Origin of the sequence: Oscillibacter sp. KLE 1745 (genome assembly GCF_000469445.2) — a bacterium.
Lineage (GTDB): Bacteria > Bacillota > Clostridia > Oscillospirales > Oscillospiraceae > Oscillibacter > Oscillibacter welbionis.
In genome coordinates, this window is the sequence record NZ_KI271762.1 from 25190 (window position 1) to 42373 (window position 17184).

Genomic DNA, 17184 nt, shown 5'->3' on the forward strand with positions numbered 1-17184 from the left:
TGTTATATAAGGACCGCTTTTCATTCATCGGCTTCAAATTATTCTTTTATTTTTGGGATTTCTTTATTGCACCATCTCCTGAATCTCCTCCAGCGTCTTGCCGGCCATCCCCAGCTTTTCTGCGGTGCGTCCCTCTTTCCAGAAGTCCCGACCGCAGACAGCACTGGCGATATTGACAAAGGCGTCCATCATCGGGGTGGGGATGCCCAATGCATGGCCCACGGAAGCCAGAGGTACCAAGCCGGACATGGTATCCTCCACGATGAACCGGTGCTTGGTATTGGTCGGGTTGCGCAGAGCGCGATAGGATTCGATGCTCTGAATCAGATCATACAGGCTGTCCTTCGGCTCCAGCTTGTAGGTCTTGACCAGCATATCCCCCAGCGCCAGCGCATCCACGCCCAGCGCCCTGCATACAGCGACACGCTCCTTGTCGCAAGCGGAGATGATATCGGCAATATGCGGGGTGATTCCCTCCATGTAATAGTCGTAGCTCTGCCCCAGATCCATCTTGTTGATGTTCATGAGGCTGGGGATGGGGTGCAGCATGGCGCCGGCGCCCTCAAAGCCGGTCTCCAGCACATTGGCCGCAGGCTGCAGGCAGGGGAAGATGGGTCCCAGCACTTTCATCAGGCGGTCGATATCACTGGCGGGCAGTGTCGCCACCGGCACGTGGACCTTCAGGCCCGTGTGAAGGATATTGCCGACCTCATAACTGCGGCAGCCATACATCAGGTCCCCCGCCTCCGCAATGATAAGATCCTTGCCGCAGCCATCCTCGCCGCGCAGGATATTGGCGATCTCCAGAGCACCTCCGCAGTGGCCGGGATTCAGCATGACGATCTGCCCATCCTTCAGATAGGGCTTGCAGGCATAGGCGATGCTTCTATGGGCATCCGTAGTAGAGACGACCATGATCACGTCCACGTCATCCATGACTTCATCGATCCGGTCCGTAATAACCGCCGGTGCGGCCTCGCAGGCAATGACGCCGGTGACCTTGATTGTTTTGAGTTCCTGCAGACGATGGATTTTTTCCTTGTCGATGTCATACAGCTTGGCGATATAGCCCTTGCTGGTGAGAATGGCGGCCATGCTCTGTCCGCCTGCGCCCGCTCCGATAATCGCAAATTTCAACATCTTGATTCCCTCCACATTTCATTTTCCTATGGAATTTGAACAAACGTATTTTGCTTTGAAAAAATACCCAAGGGCGTTTCTCCTTAGGTGTTGTTTCTATTTCCAAAATTACCGCGGCTTCTGTGCCTGATTGAAGGTGATCTCGTCAGCTCTTTTCCTGTCCGTACTGCTCCTCTCTGCAAACATTGTGTTTTTTGTCTGATCCTGTCCTGTTTTGCTTGTCTTAATTTTATCACATTGACAGGAAATCCGTTTATATGGTATTGTTAGTACTAAATATATGAATTTCATATCTTTACGGGCACACTTCAGGGAGACTGTCTCTCCCGGGCGCACGCCGGATCCCCTGTCCGACTTCTGCGTTTTTCCGGACTGTGACAGGACATTGGAGAGCAATCCCAAAGGCCCCTCAGCAAACTGGGCGGAAAATGCCGAGGCTGTCTAGGGGGGCATTATTATGTACGGAGGGAGGATCCAACATGACGTTCCAACAGCTCAGCTTCGTGGTAGAGGTCGCCAACTGCGAATCCATCAACAAAGCCGCCGAGCGGCTCTATACGTCCCAGAGCAATGTCAGCAACAGCATCAAGGCCTTGGAGGAAGAATTGGGAATCCAGATCTTCCTTCGAACCAAAAAGGGCGTTTCCGTCACGGAAGAGGGGCGGGAGTTCTTGAGCTATGCAAACGAGATCATAGACAAAAAAATTTTTGTAGAAGATCTGTATGCAAAGAGCCACTTCCGCAAGCAGTATTTCAGTGTCTCTTCCATGCGATCCTTCTTTCTCAGCACGCCCATCACAAGGCTTTGGCCGCAGATTTCAGACGGCCACGGCGGCTCTATCTATATCAGGCTGAAAAAACAGTCTTTTTACGATGTTCTGGATGATGTGCAGCACTGCCGCTCCGACCTGGGGATCGTCTTCCTGATGAAATCCCACAGTAATCGGATCACGCGGCTTTGCAGCGTAAAGGACTTGGATTACCATCTGTTGGGGGAGAGCCATATCAGCATCGTCACGAGAGCGGACCACCCCATTCTGCAGGCTCAGGAGACCGTTCCGGTGGAAGACCGTATGACGGACTATCCCTATGTGATTGCAGAAAACCACGAGAATTTCGGCAGATTTTACGATGATGATTCCGAGTCCATCTCTCAACTGTTTCAGTCTCCCCCAAAATGCATCATCTCTATTAACGACAGTGCTGCCAGCCAGGATATTGTGGCTCAATCCGATGCTTTTTTCATCAGTTCTACCCGCTGGCAGCATCCGCAGCACTACCATTTTCCTCGGTCCCGCTTAAGGGAGAAGATAGTATCCTGGCCCATTATTATGTCACCAAGAAGGGGCAGACGCCTCACCCTTTGACCGCTCCCTATGTGGAAGAACTGAAAAAAATGTTCCATGGTCTTTAACGAGGATATTCCAACATACTGAGCAAACAGCGACATGGAGCAGCCTCCTTCCATCCTCAAATCTCCCCTTCCGAAACACTTCTCTGCCCAGTCTCATCTCGGCCTCGCATCCTGTGCCTTTTATTACATAAAACCTGCTTGCTCCAGGCGGAGATTCAGAAACTGCTGATCCAGAGTATAACTTGGACCATCCTTGCCCATCCATACCCGGGATTTTTCTCAGATTTTCTTCTATAAAAGAATGATGAATGAGATTTTTTCTGGCGTGGAGGGTGTTCCGGACAGCTACTTTTCCCTGTGGATGACCGTTGGCCGCATCTAAGCGGGAACTCTGCTGGGCTATGGTATCTATGCGGCGATAGCCCCCCAGAATAAGGATGTCCTTCCGAGTCTCGTAAATACGGACAGCACCGTCCCCCCTGCCCTGTTCCGTAAAGAGTGGTCTATCCTTCAGCCCGTCTGGAGTTCCTGGCAGGCGCAGGATATGGATTTTACGGGGGCAATACACAGCAAGTAATTGGCTGGACATAGGAATATTTACACAGGTATTGAATAAGATCGGACGCCGCACCAATGGACTTTTGGTGCGGCGTCCCAATATATTCTTCAAAATGACAGCCCCGAGATAGATTTCTAATGTTTCTGAGCCAATTGTTTATGAATGTGTTTTGTCTGGGGACACCGGAAATTTTATATTTCCGCTTCTAACGCTTCTGCAACCGTTTCCAGCAGATCACGGGCGGAAGCCTCTGCGGGCAATTTTCTCCCGCAGGCCACAGCGGATGCAGTCGGATGCCTTTCTGTAAGTCTGGGGCAGAGCCGCATAATACGCCTCCTGGTTGGCAGTGTAGCCCGTGTTGTTCCCCAATCGCTCCGGATTTCTCATGCCGCTTAAAACAGTCAAAGCCCCGTCCAGCCCCGCAATGAGCCGGATGGACCAGGAGGAGGCCGGTCCGGCGGTCGCATCAGCTTGGTACAGCAGCACAGCGGCCTCCTCCGGTAAGTTCATCAGAGCGCCTCCCTTCACCGGCTCCACGACCGCAATCTCTTTCCCGTATCTCCGGGCCACCTCATCGCACTTCCGGCACTGGAGATTGGGATCCCTCCCAGTCCGGACAGTTGCGCTGAAGCTGCACCAGCTCAACTATCTGGATGATCTTGGGGGATCTTCTCCAGGGCCTCCGCAGCTCTTCGGAAAGAACAACTGATATGCTGCGCCAACTCCTTGTCTCGCATTTCACGGGGAAACCGGAAGCTGCCAGCCGCTCTGCCATGGGATACCGGGATGCTCCCATGTTGTGGAGCAGATAGTTGTCAAAGCAGTCCTTGACGCAGATCTCTATCTGCCGCCGCAGGACTAGCTCCCGATTTTCCTGCCTGTGGATACAATTTCTGTTACAAGCTGCCAACTGGATCTGGTCCGGGAGCCGGATCGAACCATGACTGTGTGGTAAAAGGGATCGTCATGTAACCCTTGTCATGCTTGCCCTCAGAGCACTTTTTCTCCATGAATTGATGCGCAGCCTCGTTTACAGGGGCATTGGAGAGATATCCACCCATCAGCAGGAAAAGTTCTGTAACGAAGCGGAATTGCGGATGTAAATATCTATTTGACCAGACTGGTAAGGCGATGCATCAATACCGGCAAAAGCCACCGACGCCGTCTTGGAGCGGAAACGGCGGACATCGCCAATCTCCGCCATAAGTTGTGAGCCGAGCGATGGACCAACACCAAATATCTTCATCACCACGGGATATTCCGGGCGTGAAGATGCCCAAGATCGCATTTGCAGTTTTACAGTTTCAGGGCGGCCAATGCTGCACAGGCCGTCCGGAGTTGAGAGACAGCCCGTTCTGCCAGAAGTCTGGCAGTATCAGTTTTCGGCATAACATCAAAGTGACTACGGGCAGAAGCATAAATATTCAATGCCCTATCTTCGCTGAAGTTGTAGCTATATTTCTTACACCACCTTTGGTATTTGGAAATAAATGCTTTTTCACATAAAACGCAAACGCACTCACAGTTCCAAAATGTCGCTGCGAAGTCCACCATTTCTCGCTGCCATCGGTACGCGGAGGGCTTGAAAACAGGCGGTTTGCGCCCGGAAAAGCCGTGTCTAACAGAGAGATCAGGTTGTTCTTCAACTTTTGAATACGGCTGGTATTGCCTGGCAGCAGTTTCTGTGCATCAATCGGGTATCTATACCTCGCCAAGGTAAGCCAGTGGCCAAGACCGTCGTTTGCCGGTTTAATGGCATCCTTCTTGTCGGTCTTGGCACGGCGCAAATTGGCACCAGCGCTGCACTGATTGCCGAAGCATAGAATCCGGAGGCATTCAGCAGTCAGGCTTCCGGTAAATGATAATTACCCGTAGACTCCATTACAGCACGGGGCTTGCCGGGCAGCCCGCGAAGCAGTGATCGTTCGCTGTCTGTATGTTGCCCCATTGTGGCTGAATCTTGGGAACGAATGAAGCACGTCTGACGGGTGTGCTTCACCCGTTGTAGTAGCGTCCAAATAGGAGAAAACTGGTAGGAGCCATTCCGATGGAATCGCTCCTGTAGAAAAGGCTAAAAACTTCAAGATATAACCGTTTTCTAAGAGATAAAATCAGAAACAACATCCACGAGATGCGGGGGAGAAAGCTGGCGGGCAGAACAGGATTCAGCTAGTTGATGGGCGGTTCCGTAATCGTTGGAAAAAGGGGCAGTAACTGCTACTGTAATCCAACTTCGGCCTATTTTTTCTTTAGCAAGAATGCCGTAAGATCTGGAAGATAAAGAATGTATCTTAAATACCTCATACTTGTACATGACCAGTCACCTCAGTATCCCCGGATTCTTTTGCTGCATCGGTATGAACAAGAGACTCCTGACGTTTAGATGCAGTTATTGGAGTGCCAGAGGCTTCTATCAGATCTTTCAGAAAGCTATTCATATCAATTTCGAGAAAGACTGCAAGTTTGATTGCGAGAAAAAGCCAGGCATCTTCTTACCAGATTCAATTTTCTGAATCCATCCATGGGAGGTCCCAACCGCCTCTGCAAGTTGAGCCTGTGTCAGTCGAAATTGCGTACGTTTGAGAAGGACGTGCTTTGAAAAGATTCGTCGTAAAGTTATTTTTGTCATGGGAAAATCCCTCCTTATATAGAGGATTTTAACCATGAACTATAAAAATTTGGACGGACCTATAGTTCTTGTTGGATAGAGCAACAGAAAAACATCGGATTTTGTCGCAAAACACATAAAAGCAAGCCCGCTTCTAGCGAGCTTGCTTGCAGAGATAGATCACGCGTTAAACTGCTCTGCGAAATAGCAGTTTCGTCACCCAATGTCATCCAATTTTCACGTATTCTTGCCTGAGCCTCCTTGCAAGATGTCTCTATCTACTCCCCCTGTTTCATGGATGCTGCCGGAATCAGATATCCCTCTTGCAATAGAACCAAGAAAATCATATAATAAATCTATAAATTGTGCATTTTATATAATTTCAGGATGTGGTTGCAAGATGGATACTTACGCCTATCTGGCCCATCTCACAGAAGACGGCCGGACCCAGACAATTCTGGAACATCTCAAAGGCACCGCGTCTCTGTGTTCCGCTTTCGCAGCTGCTTTTGACGCAGAGGCGCAGGGACAGCTGGCCGGTATGGCTCATGATATTGGAAAATACTCCGCTGCCTTTCAGCGGCGGCTTCATGGCGGGCCGAAAGTGGATCACGCCTCTGCCGGGGCTTTCGAGTGTCTGAAAGCTCAACAGCTGGCGGCTGCTTTTGCGATCTCCGGACACCACGGCGGCCTCCCCGACGGCGGCGGCCGGGGAGACGCCGCTGGCACCGGCACCTTTTGGGGGCGCATCAATCGGGCGAGTCAGAGGAATCTGGAGGACTATCATGCCTGGCAGAGTGAATTCTCCCTGCCTCATGCAAATACCCCCGCATTTGCGGGAACAAGGCTGGAGGGGATGTTTTTCACGCGGATGCTCTTTTCCTGCCTGGTAGATGCAGACTACACAGATACGGGCGCGTTTATGGACAACAGCCCGTATCTGCCAGCATCGTCCTCCTCTATGGAGGAATTGTGGCGCCGCCTGGAAACCTATGTCTCCGGCTGGTTTCCTCCGAAGGGCGCTCTGAACATGCAGCGATGTGTGATTCTGGAACAGTGCATATCGGCGGGGGCACAGTATGGGCCGGGCCTCTTCGCGCTGACAGTGCCCACCGGCGGCGGAAAAACGGTGGCCTCCCTGTCCTTTGCGCTGGCGCAGGCCAAAGCCCGCAGGATGAAGCGAATCGTTTATGTGATCCCCTACACATCGATTATCGAGCAGACTGCCCAGGCCTTTCGGGAGATTTTGGGTGATGAAAATGTTCTGGAATTTCACTCCGGTGTGCAGTTCGACCAGCAGGAGGACGATGCATCCAGTCCGGAGGCCGCTCCGCTGATTCGGTCTGTGGAGACGTGGGATGTTCCTGTAATCGTCACCACAGCAGTCCAATTCTTTGAATCCCTTTATGCCTGCCAGCCTTCCAAATGCCGGAAGCTCCACAACCTGGCCCAGAGCGTCCTGATCTTTGACGAGGCCCAGATGCTCCCCCTCCCCTATCTGCGCCCCTGTGTCTGGGCGATTGCCCAGCTGGTCCGGCACTACGGCGCTTCCGCTGTTTTGTGTACCGCCACTCAGCCCGCTTTGGACCCCATTTTTCAGGAATTCGCTCCGGAGATCCCCATCCGGGAGATTTGCCCCATGGCCGAAGCGCACTGGGAGTCCTTCCGCCGGGTTTCCTTCCAGCAGGCAGGAACGCTGTCCTGGATGGACCTGGCCGCCTGCCTGCAGCAGCAGGAGCAGGTTCTGTGCGTCGTCAACACCCGCCGGGCCGCGCGGGAGGTCTTCCACCAACTGTCCGGCTCAGGCAATTTCCATCTCTCCACCCTGATGTACCCCGCGCACCGCAGGAGAATTCTGGATGAGATCCGCCGGCGCCTGCGGGATGGGCTGCCCTGCCGAGTGGTCTCCACCTCTCTCATCGAGGCCGGTGTCGATGTGGATTTCCCAGCCGTCTATCGGGAGCTGTCCGGTCTGGACTCCATTCTCCAGGCCGCTGGGCGGTGCAACCGGGAGGGCAAGCGCCCTCCGGAGGACAGCATCGTCACCATCTTTCAGGGAGAAGATCCACCTCCCCGTCTGTTTGAGACCTCCATCGGCGCCGGGAAGATCGTCCTGGATCACTGCCAGGACGTCAGCTCCCGAGCGGCCATACACACCTATTTCTCCACGTTGCTGGATTTGAAAGGCGCGGAAGCTCAGGATGCTCACCACATCCTGCCGCTGATGGAATCGGAGTTCTTCCCCTTCCGCACTGTGGCGGAGCGATTCCACCTGATTGAAAGCCCCACCACAACCGTGTACCTTCCTCTGGAGGAGGGCGCCGGACTTGTGGAATTGCTGCGGAGCGGTCAATACAGCCGCACACTGTACCGCCGCCTGGGGCAATACGGCGTGTCGGTCTATCCGCAGCATTTAGCGGCATTGGAGCAGGCAGGGGCGCTGGAGCATCTGGAGGACGGCTCCGTGGTCCTGCGGGATATTGGGCTGTATACACAGACTACCGGGCTGACTCTGGAGCCCAGCGGTGGAAATGCCCTGTTCATCGGATAGGCCGGAGAATCCATTGAAATACCTATACCAAAATCTGTCTATGGAGCGGTACGCTGCTCCACCCTTCCACAAACGAAAGAAAGGAGTGCATGCTGATGCCCATCTCTTTGGAGGTCTGGGGGGACTACGCCCTCTTCACCAGACCGGAGATGAAGGTGGAACGGGTCAGCTATGATGTCATGACCCCTTCGGCAGCCCGGGGGCTGATCGAGGCAATTTACTGGCATCCGGGGCTGCGGTGGGTGATCGACTGCATCTACGTGTGCGCGCCGATCCGGTTCACCAATCTGCGGCGCAATGAGGTGAAGTCCACTCTCTCCGCCCGGTCTGTCCGCACCGTCATGGAACGCGGGACCGGAGAGCTGTATCTCTGTACTGCCAACGACATCCAGCAGCGGGCGGCGCTGCTGCTGCGGGATGTGCACTATGTCATTGAGGCCCATTTTGATGTGACGGACAAAGCCGCTCCCGGGGATAACCCGGGCAAGTTCCAGGACATTGTCAAGCGCCGCATCCAGCGGGGACAATTCTATCATCAGCCCTGCTTCGGCTGCCGGGAATTTCCCGCCCAGTTCCGTTGGTGCGAGGAGCCGCCGCCCTGTCCGGAGGAGCTGAAAGGGCCAAGGGATCTGGGCTGGATGCTGTATGACATGGATTACACAGACCCGGAGGATATCCGCCCCCTGTTCTTCCGGGCGTCCCTGGAAGACGGCGTCCTGCGGGTCCCTGGTCGGAACAGCAGGGAGGTGCGGGGATGATCTTACAGGCGCTGACCGACTACTACCGGGTACTGGAACAGGCCGGGAAGATCGACGCCCCCGGCTGGGCGCCGGTGAAGGTGTCCTATGCGCTGCTGCTCTCGGAAAACGGCACGCTGGAGCAGGTGATTGACATTCAGACGGAACAGCCGCGGGGAAAGAAGATGGCTTCCGCGCCGCAGATCCTCTCCCTCCCCGCGCCTGTGAAACGAACGGTGGGAGTGGCCGCCAACTTCCTCTGCGACAACGCCGGTTATCTGCTGGGGATCGACAGCAAGGGCAAGCCCCAGCGGACGCGGGAGTGCTTTGAAGCCAGCAGATCGCTGCACGAACAGCTGCTGGCGGGTGTAGACTCCCCCGCCGCCCGGGCAGTCGCCGCCTTTTTCCGCTCTTGGGACCCCGAGACAGCCCGGGAACACCCCGCTCTGGCGGAGCATCTGGAGGATATTCTCTCCGGCGGCAACCTGATCTTCCGCACCCTGGACGGCTATGTCCACAGGGATCCCTCCGTCCGGAGGGCCTGGGACGCATCCTATCAGACCAAGGGGGATGGTCCTCAGGGAATCTGTTTGGTCACCGGGCAGCCGGGACCGGTGGAAAGCGTCCACCCCGCCATCAAAAATGTGGCGGGTGCCCAGTCCAGCGGAGCGGCCCTGGTGTCCTTCAACGCCCCGGCCTTCTGCTCCTACGGAAAGGAGCAGAACCTCAACGCTCCCACCGGCAAGTATGCGGCATTTGCATATACCTCTGCATTGAACGCGCTCCTGGCCGACCGGGAACACGTCTTTCGCGTGGGCGATGCTACCGTCGTCTGCTGGGCCAGAAGCGGAGAGCGGGGATATCAGGACGTCTTTCAGACGTTTTTCTCCGATTTCTATGACGAAACGGACCTGAAAGGGTTGGTTGGCGCCTTGTGCCAGGGCAATCCGGTGGTCTACGATGAGACAAAACTGGACCCCAGCATGGACTTTTACATCCTGGGCCTGTCTCCCAATTCCGCCCGCCTGTCGGTGCGGTTTTTCCTCCACAATACGTTCGGTGGGTTCCTTCGGAATGTCCAGGCCCATTATGACCGGCTGGAGATCGTCCGCCCGGCCTACGACAAATTTGAGACGCTGCCCCTCTGGAAGCTGCTCAGTGAGACCGTCAACCAAAATGCCAGGGACAAATCCCCTGCTCCCGACCTGGCCGGTGAAGTGCTGCGGGCAGTCCTGACCAATACCCGGTATCCCGCCACGCTGCTGAACGGCGTGGCCCTCCGGATCCGGGCGGAGCGGGAGGTCACTCGGGGGCGGGCAGCCATCGTAAAAGCCTACTACCAAAAGCTTGCAGAAACTACCAAACACGAAAATCCAGACATACCAGAGGAGGTCTTGCAAGTGTCCCTGAATCCGGATGCATCGAACGTGCCCTATACGCTGGGCCGGCTCTTTTCTGTGCTGGAGGCCATCCAGGCCTCTGCAAATCCCGGCATCAACGCCACCATCAAGGACAAGTATTTCAACTCCGCCGCCGCTACGCCGGCCGTGATCTTCCCCATTCTCCTCAACCTGGCGCAGAAGCATCTGAAAAAGCTGCGCGGCTCCAACGCAGGGCTGGTGGTCTTCTATGAAAAACAGCTGACAGAGCTTTGCAGCCGCATTGGGGAACAGTATCCCGCCCACATGAATCTGCCCCAGCAGGGCTCGTTCCAGCTGGGCTACTACTGCCAGACCCAGGCCCGCTATCAGAAAAAGGAGGAAGCGAAAGATGTCTGAACCCATCAAGAACCGCTATGAATTTGTCATTCTCTTTGACGTGGAAAACGGCAACCCCAATGGAGACCCGGATGCGGGGAATATGCCCCGGGTAGATCCCGAAACCGGCCTGGGCCTTGTCACGGACGTGTGCCTGAAGCGAAAGATCCGCAATTATGTGGAGACGGTCAAGGAAGACGCTGCCGGCTACCGTATCTATGTGAAGGACGGGGTCCCTCTCAACCGGAGCGATGCCGAGGCCTACAAGGCGCTGGATGTCGATGAAAAAACCGCCAAGGAGAAGAAAAAAGCCGATCCGGAACTGGACCGAAAAATCCGGGACTGGATGTGCGCCAACTTCTACGACATCCGCGCCTTCGGCGCGGTGATGACCACGTTTATGAAGGCCGCCCTGAACTGCGGCCAAGTCCGTGGTCCAGTGCAGCTGGGCTTTGCCCGCAGCGTGGAGCCCGTTATCCCCCAGGAAATCACCATTACACGGGTGGCCATCACTACCGAGGCGGACGCGGAGAAAAAGGGGACGGAGATGGGCCGCAAGTACATCGTCCCCTATGGGCTCTATCGGTGCGAGGGCTATATCTCCGCCAATCTGGCCCGCAAGACCACCGGTTTCTCCGAGGAGGACCTGTCCCTGCTGTGGGAGGCCATCCTCAACATGTTCGAGAACGATCACTCCGCCGCCCGCGGCAAGATGGCAGTCCGGGAGCTGATCGTCTTTAAGCACGACAGCGAGCTGGGCTGCGCCCCCGCCTGGAAGCTGTTCGACACGGTAAAGATCGCCCGAAAGGACCCGGCGGACGCCTCCCCCGCCCGCTCCTTTGGAGACTACACTGTCTCAGTGGACGAGTCCGCGCTGCCCGCCGGCATCACCTGTACCCGCATGGGGTGATTGATTTTTCTGAGGACCTCCTCCCCCTCTCCGGTCTGCAGCACTTCGCGTTCTGCCGGCGGCAGTGGGCACTGATCCATCTGGAGCAGCAATGGCAGGAGAACCTGCGGACTGTGGAGGGCGGCCTTCTCCATCGCAGAGCCCACGACGAGGCGGCCCGGGAGCGGCGGGGCGATACCCTGATCCTCCGGGGATTGCAGGTGGTCTCCCATCAACTGGGGCTTTCCGGCCAGTGCGACGTGGTGGAATTCCACGCCACCCCCAAAGGCGTACCGCTTCAGGGGGAGGAGGGTCTTTGGCAGCCGTATCCCGTGGAGTATAAGCGGGGAAAGCCCAAATCCCATCAGGCGGATGAACTGCAGCTGTGCGCCCAGGCCATGTGCCTGGAGGAGATGCTCTGCTGCTCTATTCCAGAAGGCGTTCTGTTCTATGGGGAGCCACGCCGCCGCACGGTGGTGTTCTTCACCCCGGAGCTACGGGAGACGGTGCGCAGGGACTCCGACGAAATGCACCAGCTGTACCATCGAGGCCATACGCCCAAGGCCAAGCCCTCCAAATCCTGCAGCGCCTGCTCTCTCAAGGAGCTGTGCCTGCCCCAGCTGGTCCGGCGGGAGAGCGTCCAGACGTATCTGCGCCGCGCCATGGAGGAATCGCCATGAGACATCACCCGGTGGAGCGTTGAGCGTACCCGGCGGGACCACGGCCTCCGGATAGATGAAAGCGCGTTTTCCAACGCCTCCGCCCAGCTGCGGGCGCTGCTGCCCCAGATCGCCGCCGAAACCTCCCTGGAGCAGCTGCGGGGCCTGGAGGGCGCCGGGGCCACGATCTACTTCAGCGTGTTTGACCAGATGATCTTAGGGGAGAAACCGCTGTTTGCCTTTTCGAACCGAAACCGCCGGCCGCCGCTGGACCCGGTCAACGCCCTGCTGTCCTTTGCATACAGCCTGCTGACGCACGACTGTGCCTCCGCTCTGGAGAGCGTGGGGCTGGACGCCTATGTGGGATTTCTCCACCGGGACCGCCCCGGGCGAACCTCTTTTGCCCTGGGCTTGATGGAGGAACTGCGTCCCTGCCTTGCGGACCGCTTCGTCCTGACTCTAATCAACAATCGTGTCGTGCACAGGGACGACTTCCAGTTCCGGGAAAATGGGGCGGTCTATCTGACGGACTCCGGCCGCAAGGTCTTTTTGACCCACTGGCAGGAGCGGAAGAAAACTGAACTGAAGCACCCCTATCTGGGAGAGAAGATCCCCTGGGGCCTAGTCCCCTATGTACAGGCGCTGCTGTTGGCCCGGACTCTGCGGGACGACCTGGAGGAATACCCGCCCTTTTTGTGGAAGTGAGGTGTCCGGATGCTGGTACTGATTACCTATGATGTGAACACAGAGGACCCCGCCGGCCGCAAACGCCTGCGGCAGATCGCCAGGCAGTGCGTCAACTACGGCCAGCGGGTCCAGAACTCCGTCTTTGAGTGTATGCTGGACACTGCCCAGTGCAAGGTGCTGCAGGCCAAACTGCTCTCCATCATGGACCCGGGAAGAGATAGTCTGCGGTTTTACTATCTGGGAAAGCGCTATGAAAACAAGATCGAGCACTTCGGCAATCAGCGCAGCTACCAACCGGAGGCCCCTCTGATCCTCTGAGTGCGAAGGGGAAGCGAACATCGTTTTCCCGGCAGGTTCGCACTCAAATATCATCAAATGGACAGGAGATTTCCGTAAATTTAAGCGTGCGAACTGTGACACAGACACGGCTCCTAGCCATTCCGGTTTACGAAATTGCACATTTGTCACAAAACATACCTGTGCCTTTGTGCTGTTTCGCTGTCGCTCCCCTTACGGGGAGCGTGGATTGAAATTGCGATCTCGGGCTTGAACCGCCCTGGGTGAAGAGTCGCTCCCCTCACGGGGAGCGACAATTGAAATTCAATGTCTGCAGACAGACTCTGCTTGGCGCTGAGAAAATCCACATGATTCTCATGCAGAGGGAGCACAAGGTCAGCACAAGATTTGTGGCTGATATCTGTGCGTGAGATGGGGTTGATCCGTGTCCGAAGTACTTCAAAATCGGAGGGACTATGCTTCTGAATCAGAGTTCAAGAGAAGGATCGACTCACATATTGAATTCCACAATACAACATGGCCTTATCGCACATTAAAAAATTGGACTCCATGCCAGATGGAGGAAGACTACCAAACGTAGTGGTGCCAATTCCAAGGGGTTGGCATATAGGGGTTCAGATTTCGGAAATCTTCTGTTTTGTAAATCGATTTCGAGTTTTTTGTGTTTTCATGTCCCATTTCTATTGCAGATATGAAAATGGCTGAAAACCTTGCTGTGTCAAGGTTTTCAGCCATAAAACAACCCCATCTAATCCGTCAGTCTCATACAAACTGTTCAGATTAGGCGGGGGCGTTCAGCATGGTCCGAGTGGCGGGATTTGAACCCACGGCCTCTTGGTCCCGAACTACCGTTTGTTACTATAACCATTCAAAACATATCCAGCATCGGCATATTTGTGCTATTTTGTGAACTTTTATGTCCAATAAGTCTACACCTGTCTATCTTGAAATGGGTCAGTTCGGTACGAGAAAATGGGTCAAGTCATAGGGAATTTTGTGGAAAGGAAAAAGAATGAAACAAAGACAATTTGATCAGAGAAATGAGATTATGATTTCTGCTGAGGAGCTGGAACAGGCAAACCTGACGGGGTTTGATCGATTAGAACTTCATCTCCTGAATCAAGCCGTAGTAATCTTCCCTGGTGAGATGACCGCCTCTGAGCTGATTGAAGTTAGCGACTCCCTCTTGAAATTAGTGACTGGGTTAGTTGACAGATTATTGAAGTTATGCTCAGACTGTGACAACTGTGGTCAACAGGAACCATGCGCACTGATGTCTGGCAAATCACGCGATGAGAATCTCGACACAGCCTTGTCGGAAGAATCCGCCGATATATCTCTATTTACACAAATCTCTCCAGAACTGCAAAAGATGCTCCGAGAACATCGGATATGCCTTCTCAATCTGGAAGAGAAAATGCAAACTGGAGCCTGGGTGTATCTCAATGGTGACGCAGTGGGAGAATGCTGAGGACTTAGGTTCAATGGGTGTTTAAGGCCCCCTTCTCCCTATTCATAACTACAACACATTAAGAAGTGAAATGAACTGTGTTCAAAAGGGAGCCCCTTCTGTTTGGTGTCCTTTTGGGGGGCTAGGCCGGAAAAGATGACATGACGAAGTATTCTCTAAAAGTCACCCTTCAGGCGTAATTGGAGCGCCAGATGATGACGCCTCCGAATTCTCACACCTCACAACAAGCGCACAATAAAAGTCTGCTGTAAAGCGTTGTGCCTTCTCTGTTCAAAAAGGCAAATCATAAAAGCTCTTTTGTTTTTCTGACAAGGTAAAGCGGAATATTGGTAATGGCTCCGTCCTTGCGATATCCTCTCTTCGAAAAGCGGATGGCATATTGGGGATGACGCTCAGCAATGTACCGCTTAAAGGACGGAGCGGATTTTTCCTCACCGCCCTTTGTCTCAACAGGAATGATGTCCATTCCATGCTGCAGTACGAAGTCGATTTCTCCATTCTTATCAGAATAGTATCGCGGCTCCACCGGAAATTGTCCTCGGAGTTGCTGCAGTACATAGTTTTCAGTGAGCGGCCCCTTGAATTGGTAATCAGCCTTCAGAAGAATTGCGCTGTTGTCAATGCCCGCCATGTGTTTGAGCAGGCCGGTATCGAACAGAAAGAGCTTGAATTGATCCAGCTTGTCAAAGGCGGAGAGGGGATGCTCCATTTTGGAGACATTGTAGATACGGTTCAGCATTCCCGCCGAAACCAGCCACTCGATCGCCCCCTCAAAATCACGAGCCCGGCCGCCTTGCCTCACAGCGCCGTAGATGAACTTCTCATTGGATTTGGCAAGCTGGGAAACAATGCTGCGGAAGACCATCAAAATCCGCCCGCTGTTGACCTTGCCATTGTGCTTGGAGAAGTCGTTTTCATAGATTTCGATTAGTTCTCTCTGAATTTGGGAAATTTTAGCCGGATCTTTCTCCTTCACCCAGGAGGCAACGCACTCCGGCATCCCGCCAATGATCAGGTAGTTGTTGTAGGCTTCCAGCAGGCGGTTGTGAAAAATTTCCTCGATCTGCTGATCCTTATGGATGCTCTCGTAATAGGCATAGAGTGCCTCGTCTGTGGCTTCCAGAAACTCATCAAAGGTCAGTGGATAGAGGTCCAGCAAGTTGACCATGCCCACCAGATAGGACTTCGGTTGAGCAAGCAGTGTTCCAAGCAGGCTTCCTGCTGCAATGACATGGTATTCATTGGCTTTCTCTTTGAAGTATTTAAGCGAATTCAACGCCTCCGGGCATTCCTGGATCTCGTCAAAAATGATCAGCGTCTCCCCGGGGAGAATTTTTTCTCCGGCAATGAGGGAAAGCAATTCAACAATGCGCTGCGGGTTCTTGTTGGTCTCAAAAATAGACTTCAATTCGTCTTCTTCATCAAAGTTGAAATAGACAAAGCCGCTGTAGCAGCTCTGCCCAAACTCCCGCATCAGCCAGGTCTTGCCCACTTGGCGTGCGCCGCGCATGACCAGCGGCTTGCGGTCCGCACTGTTTTTCCAGTTGATTAAATCAGAAATCGCATTACGCTTCATTGAAATCACCGCCACTGTAATTTACAAAAATTGTAATACGTTTTTCTGATGAATTCAACCAAGTATTATCACATTTTCTCAGAAAAAAGCAAGTGAAAAAGCACACTATTTCGAGTTTCTCCTAAACAAAGGGGAAATAGAACATAATCAGAGAGTCCTTCGACACCTAAAATATAAATCAAAAAGAGGATAAGGCCGTGATCCCGAAAGGGGGATCGGCCTTTTTGACGCCCCTTTTCGGAAACTGGGCCGGAAAGGACGACATAACAAAGTATTTTTTCAAGGATACTCCTCTGGCAGGATTGGAACAGCAGATGATGACGCCTCCGAATTTCATGTCTCGCGGTGGCGGCCAGATGATCCTCTGCCGGTTCCGATACCGACCAGAGGATGTGGACTGCAAAAACTGCACAAAATATCATAAAAAACGTGACACCCGGCGGGTATGTCCCTGGCTGGAAGAACGGGCGGAAGCTGGTGTGGTCACATACGCTGTTCTGGCATCCGAATTCTATAAGCACTGGATGGACGGGCTGCTCGGAAATCGGATTCGAGAGGTGCTCTCAGGAAAAAGGCGGTCACCTACTACAACGAGGGTCACGCTGCCCGCCTACAGGTCTATTCCACATACTTGGCCAGCCATTGGAAACGTGATGACGGAAATCGTCGTTTGGCTGCTATGTATCTGATGACTGCCACCGAGCCGCTCCGGCGGTGGGGCGCTCTAAATCTCTTTGACTTATGGCCAACGGCTTTACATAAATGGCGTGTGCTGCATGGACTCAGCGGACAGGAATATGCACTGTATCAGGCCGCACGGGGAATCAGCCAGAGACGGTGGACCATCACGATCCCCGAGTTATGCGATGCGGACCTTGTGGATAATCTCACATTGGCGT

Annotated in this window: 16 protein-coding genes and 1 pseudogene; 10 read left to right on the forward strand and 7 right to left on the reverse strand. The window is 54.1% G+C overall.

Features of this window, described 5'->3' with window-relative positions; all coding sequences use genetic code 11:
• Positions 1 to 63: 63 nt before the first annotated feature.
• Positions 64 to 1140: an NAD/NADP-dependent octopine/nopaline dehydrogenase family protein gene (locus HMPREF1546_RS15145; protein ID WP_051320052.1), complete on the reverse strand. Its 1077-nt coding sequence runs from the start codon at positions 1138 to 1140 to the stop codon at positions 64 to 66.
• A gap of 479 nt (positions 1141 to 1619) precedes the next feature.
• Between HMPREF1546_RS15145 and HMPREF1546_RS15150 the strand changes: the two genes are divergently transcribed.
• Positions 1620 to 2507: a LysR family transcriptional regulator gene (locus HMPREF1546_RS15150; protein WP_021751284.1), complete on the forward strand. Its 888-nt coding sequence runs from the start codon at positions 1620 to 1622 to the stop codon at positions 2505 to 2507.
• Here HMPREF1546_RS15150 and HMPREF1546_RS18995 read toward each other — a convergent pair.
• From HMPREF1546_RS18995 to HMPREF1546_RS19970, 5 genes and pseudogenes are all read right to left on the reverse strand, one after another.
• Entirely contained in the window at positions 2475 to 3083 is a 609-nt protein-coding gene (locus HMPREF1546_RS18995; protein ID WP_147629945.1) for a hypothetical protein, read from the reverse strand. The genes HMPREF1546_RS15150 and HMPREF1546_RS18995 overlap by 33 nt on opposite strands.
• A gap of 204 nt (positions 3084 to 3287) precedes the next feature.
• Entirely contained in the window at positions 3288 to 3563 is a 276-nt protein-coding gene (locus HMPREF1546_RS15155; RefSeq protein WP_136890698.1) for a hypothetical protein, read from the reverse strand.
• A 455-nt stretch (positions 3564 to 4018) separates the two neighbouring features.
• Positions 4019 to 4971 (reverse strand): annotated as a pseudogene (locus HMPREF1546_RS19715) (transposase); the annotation flags it as partial.
• A 180-nt stretch (positions 4972 to 5151) separates the two neighbouring features.
• Complete coding sequence (locus tag HMPREF1546_RS19005; protein ID WP_021751290.1) at positions 5152 to 5367, reverse strand: DUF6514 family protein; 216 nt, start codon at positions 5365 to 5367, stop codon at positions 5152 to 5154.
• A gap of 120 nt (positions 5368 to 5487) precedes the next feature.
• Positions 5488 to 5718, reverse strand: a complete 231-nt coding sequence (locus tag HMPREF1546_RS19970; RefSeq protein WP_083491031.1) for a helix-turn-helix transcriptional regulator — start codon at positions 5716 to 5718, stop codon at positions 5488 to 5490.
• 343 nt (positions 5719 to 6061) lie between these two features.
• On the opposite strand from HMPREF1546_RS19970, the gene HMPREF1546_RS15165 reads away from it, so the two are divergent.
• The 8 genes from HMPREF1546_RS15165 to HMPREF1546_RS15200 all read left to right on the forward strand — a co-directional run bounded on the left by HMPREF1546_RS15165 (position 6062) and on the right by HMPREF1546_RS15200 (position 14709).
• The gene (locus HMPREF1546_RS15165; RefSeq protein ID WP_021751292.1) at positions 6062 to 8212 is read left to right on the forward strand and encodes a CRISPR-associated helicase/endonuclease Cas3; all 2151 of its coding nucleotides are present in this window, start codon (positions 6062 to 6064) and stop codon (positions 8210 to 8212) included.
• Between the two features lie 95 nt (positions 8213 to 8307).
• A complete protein-coding gene (cas5c, locus tag HMPREF1546_RS15170; RefSeq protein WP_036631302.1) occupies positions 8308 to 8970 on the forward strand; it encodes a type I-C CRISPR-associated protein Cas5c in 663 nt (220 codons plus the stop codon).
• Positions 8967 to 10727, forward strand: coding sequence for a type I-C CRISPR-associated protein Cas8c/Csd1 (cas8c, locus tag HMPREF1546_RS15175; RefSeq protein ID WP_021751294.1), 1761 nt, complete (start codon positions 8967 to 8969; stop codon positions 10725 to 10727). Before cas5c ends, cas8c begins: the two co-directional genes overlap by 4 nt.
• Positions 10720 to 11616, forward strand: a complete 897-nt coding sequence (cas7c, locus tag HMPREF1546_RS15180; protein WP_021751295.1) for a type I-C CRISPR-associated protein Cas7/Csd2 — start codon at positions 10720 to 10722, stop codon at positions 11614 to 11616. The genes cas8c and cas7c overlap by 8 nt, the downstream gene beginning before the upstream one ends.
• Complete coding sequence (cas4, locus tag HMPREF1546_RS15185) at positions 11616 to 12275, forward strand: CRISPR-associated protein Cas4 (protein ID WP_036631331.1); 660 nt, start codon at positions 11616 to 11618, stop codon at positions 12273 to 12275. The genes cas7c and cas4 overlap by 1 nt, the downstream gene beginning before the upstream one ends.
• A gap of 3 nt (positions 12276 to 12278) precedes the next feature.
• The gene (gene cas1, locus HMPREF1546_RS15190) at positions 12279 to 12959 is read left to right on the forward strand and encodes a CRISPR-associated endonuclease Cas1 (protein ID WP_083491032.1); all 681 of its coding nucleotides are present in this window, start codon (positions 12279 to 12281) and stop codon (positions 12957 to 12959) included.
• 9 nt (positions 12960 to 12968) lie between these two features.
• Entirely contained in the window at positions 12969 to 13259 is a 291-nt protein-coding gene (cas2, locus tag HMPREF1546_RS15195) for a CRISPR-associated endonuclease Cas2 (protein ID WP_021751298.1), read from the forward strand.
• 991 nt (positions 13260 to 14250) lie between these two features.
• Complete coding sequence (locus HMPREF1546_RS15200) at positions 14251 to 14709, forward strand: hypothetical protein (RefSeq protein ID WP_021751300.1); 459 nt, start codon at positions 14251 to 14253, stop codon at positions 14707 to 14709.
• A gap of 283 nt (positions 14710 to 14992) precedes the next feature.
• On the opposite strand, the gene HMPREF1546_RS15205 is transcribed toward HMPREF1546_RS15200, so the two are convergent.
• Positions 14993 to 16285: an ATP-binding protein gene (locus HMPREF1546_RS15205; protein WP_021751301.1), complete on the reverse strand. Its 1293-nt coding sequence runs from the start codon at positions 16283 to 16285 to the stop codon at positions 14993 to 14995.
• Positions 16286 to 16482: 197 nt separating this feature from the next.
• On the opposite strand from HMPREF1546_RS15205, the gene HMPREF1546_RS15210 reads away from it, so the two are divergent.
• Positions 16483 to 16974, forward strand: coding sequence for a hypothetical protein (locus HMPREF1546_RS15210; protein WP_021751302.1), 492 nt, complete (start codon positions 16483 to 16485; stop codon positions 16972 to 16974).
• Positions 16975 to 17184 lie beyond the last annotated feature (210 nt).

Coding starts and splice junctions, on each gene's coding strand:
- HMPREF1546_RS15145 (WP_051320052.1), bottom strand. CDS start 1,140: ATGTTGAAATTTGCGATTATCGGAGCGGGCGCAGGCGGACAGAGCATG.
- HMPREF1546_RS15150 (WP_021751284.1), top strand. CDS start 1,620: ATGACGTTCCAACAGCTCAGCTTCGTGGTAGAGGTCGCCAACTGCGAA.
- HMPREF1546_RS18995 (WP_147629945.1), bottom strand. CDS start 3,083: ATGTCCAGCCAATTACTTGCTGTGTATTGCCCCCGTAAAATCCATATC.
- HMPREF1546_RS15155 (WP_136890698.1), bottom strand. CDS start 3,563: ATGAACTTACCGGAGGAGGCCGCTGTGCTGCTGTACCAAGCTGATGCG.
- HMPREF1546_RS19005 (WP_021751290.1), bottom strand. CDS start 5,367: ATGTACAAGTATGAGGTATTTAAGATACATTCTTTATCTTCCAGATCT.
- HMPREF1546_RS19970 (WP_083491031.1), bottom strand. CDS start 5,718: ATGGTTAAAATCCTCTATATAAGGAGGGATTTTCCCATGACAAAAATA.
- HMPREF1546_RS15165 (WP_021751292.1), top strand. CDS start 6,062: ATGGATACTTACGCCTATCTGGCCCATCTCACAGAAGACGGCCGGACC.
- cas5c (WP_036631302.1), top strand. CDS start 8,308: ATGCCCATCTCTTTGGAGGTCTGGGGGGACTACGCCCTCTTCACCAGA.
- cas8c (WP_021751294.1), top strand. CDS start 8,967: ATGATCTTACAGGCGCTGACCGACTACTACCGGGTACTGGAACAGGCC.
- cas7c (WP_021751295.1), top strand. CDS start 10,720: ATGTCTGAACCCATCAAGAACCGCTATGAATTTGTCATTCTCTTTGAC.
- cas2 (WP_021751298.1), top strand. CDS start 12,969: ATGCTGGTACTGATTACCTATGATGTGAACACAGAGGACCCCGCCGGC.
- HMPREF1546_RS15200 (WP_021751300.1), top strand. CDS start 14,251: ATGAAACAAAGACAATTTGATCAGAGAAATGAGATTATGATTTCTGCT.
- HMPREF1546_RS15205 (WP_021751301.1), bottom strand. CDS start 16,285: ATGAAGCGTAATGCGATTTCTGATTTAATCAACTGGAAAAACAGTGCG.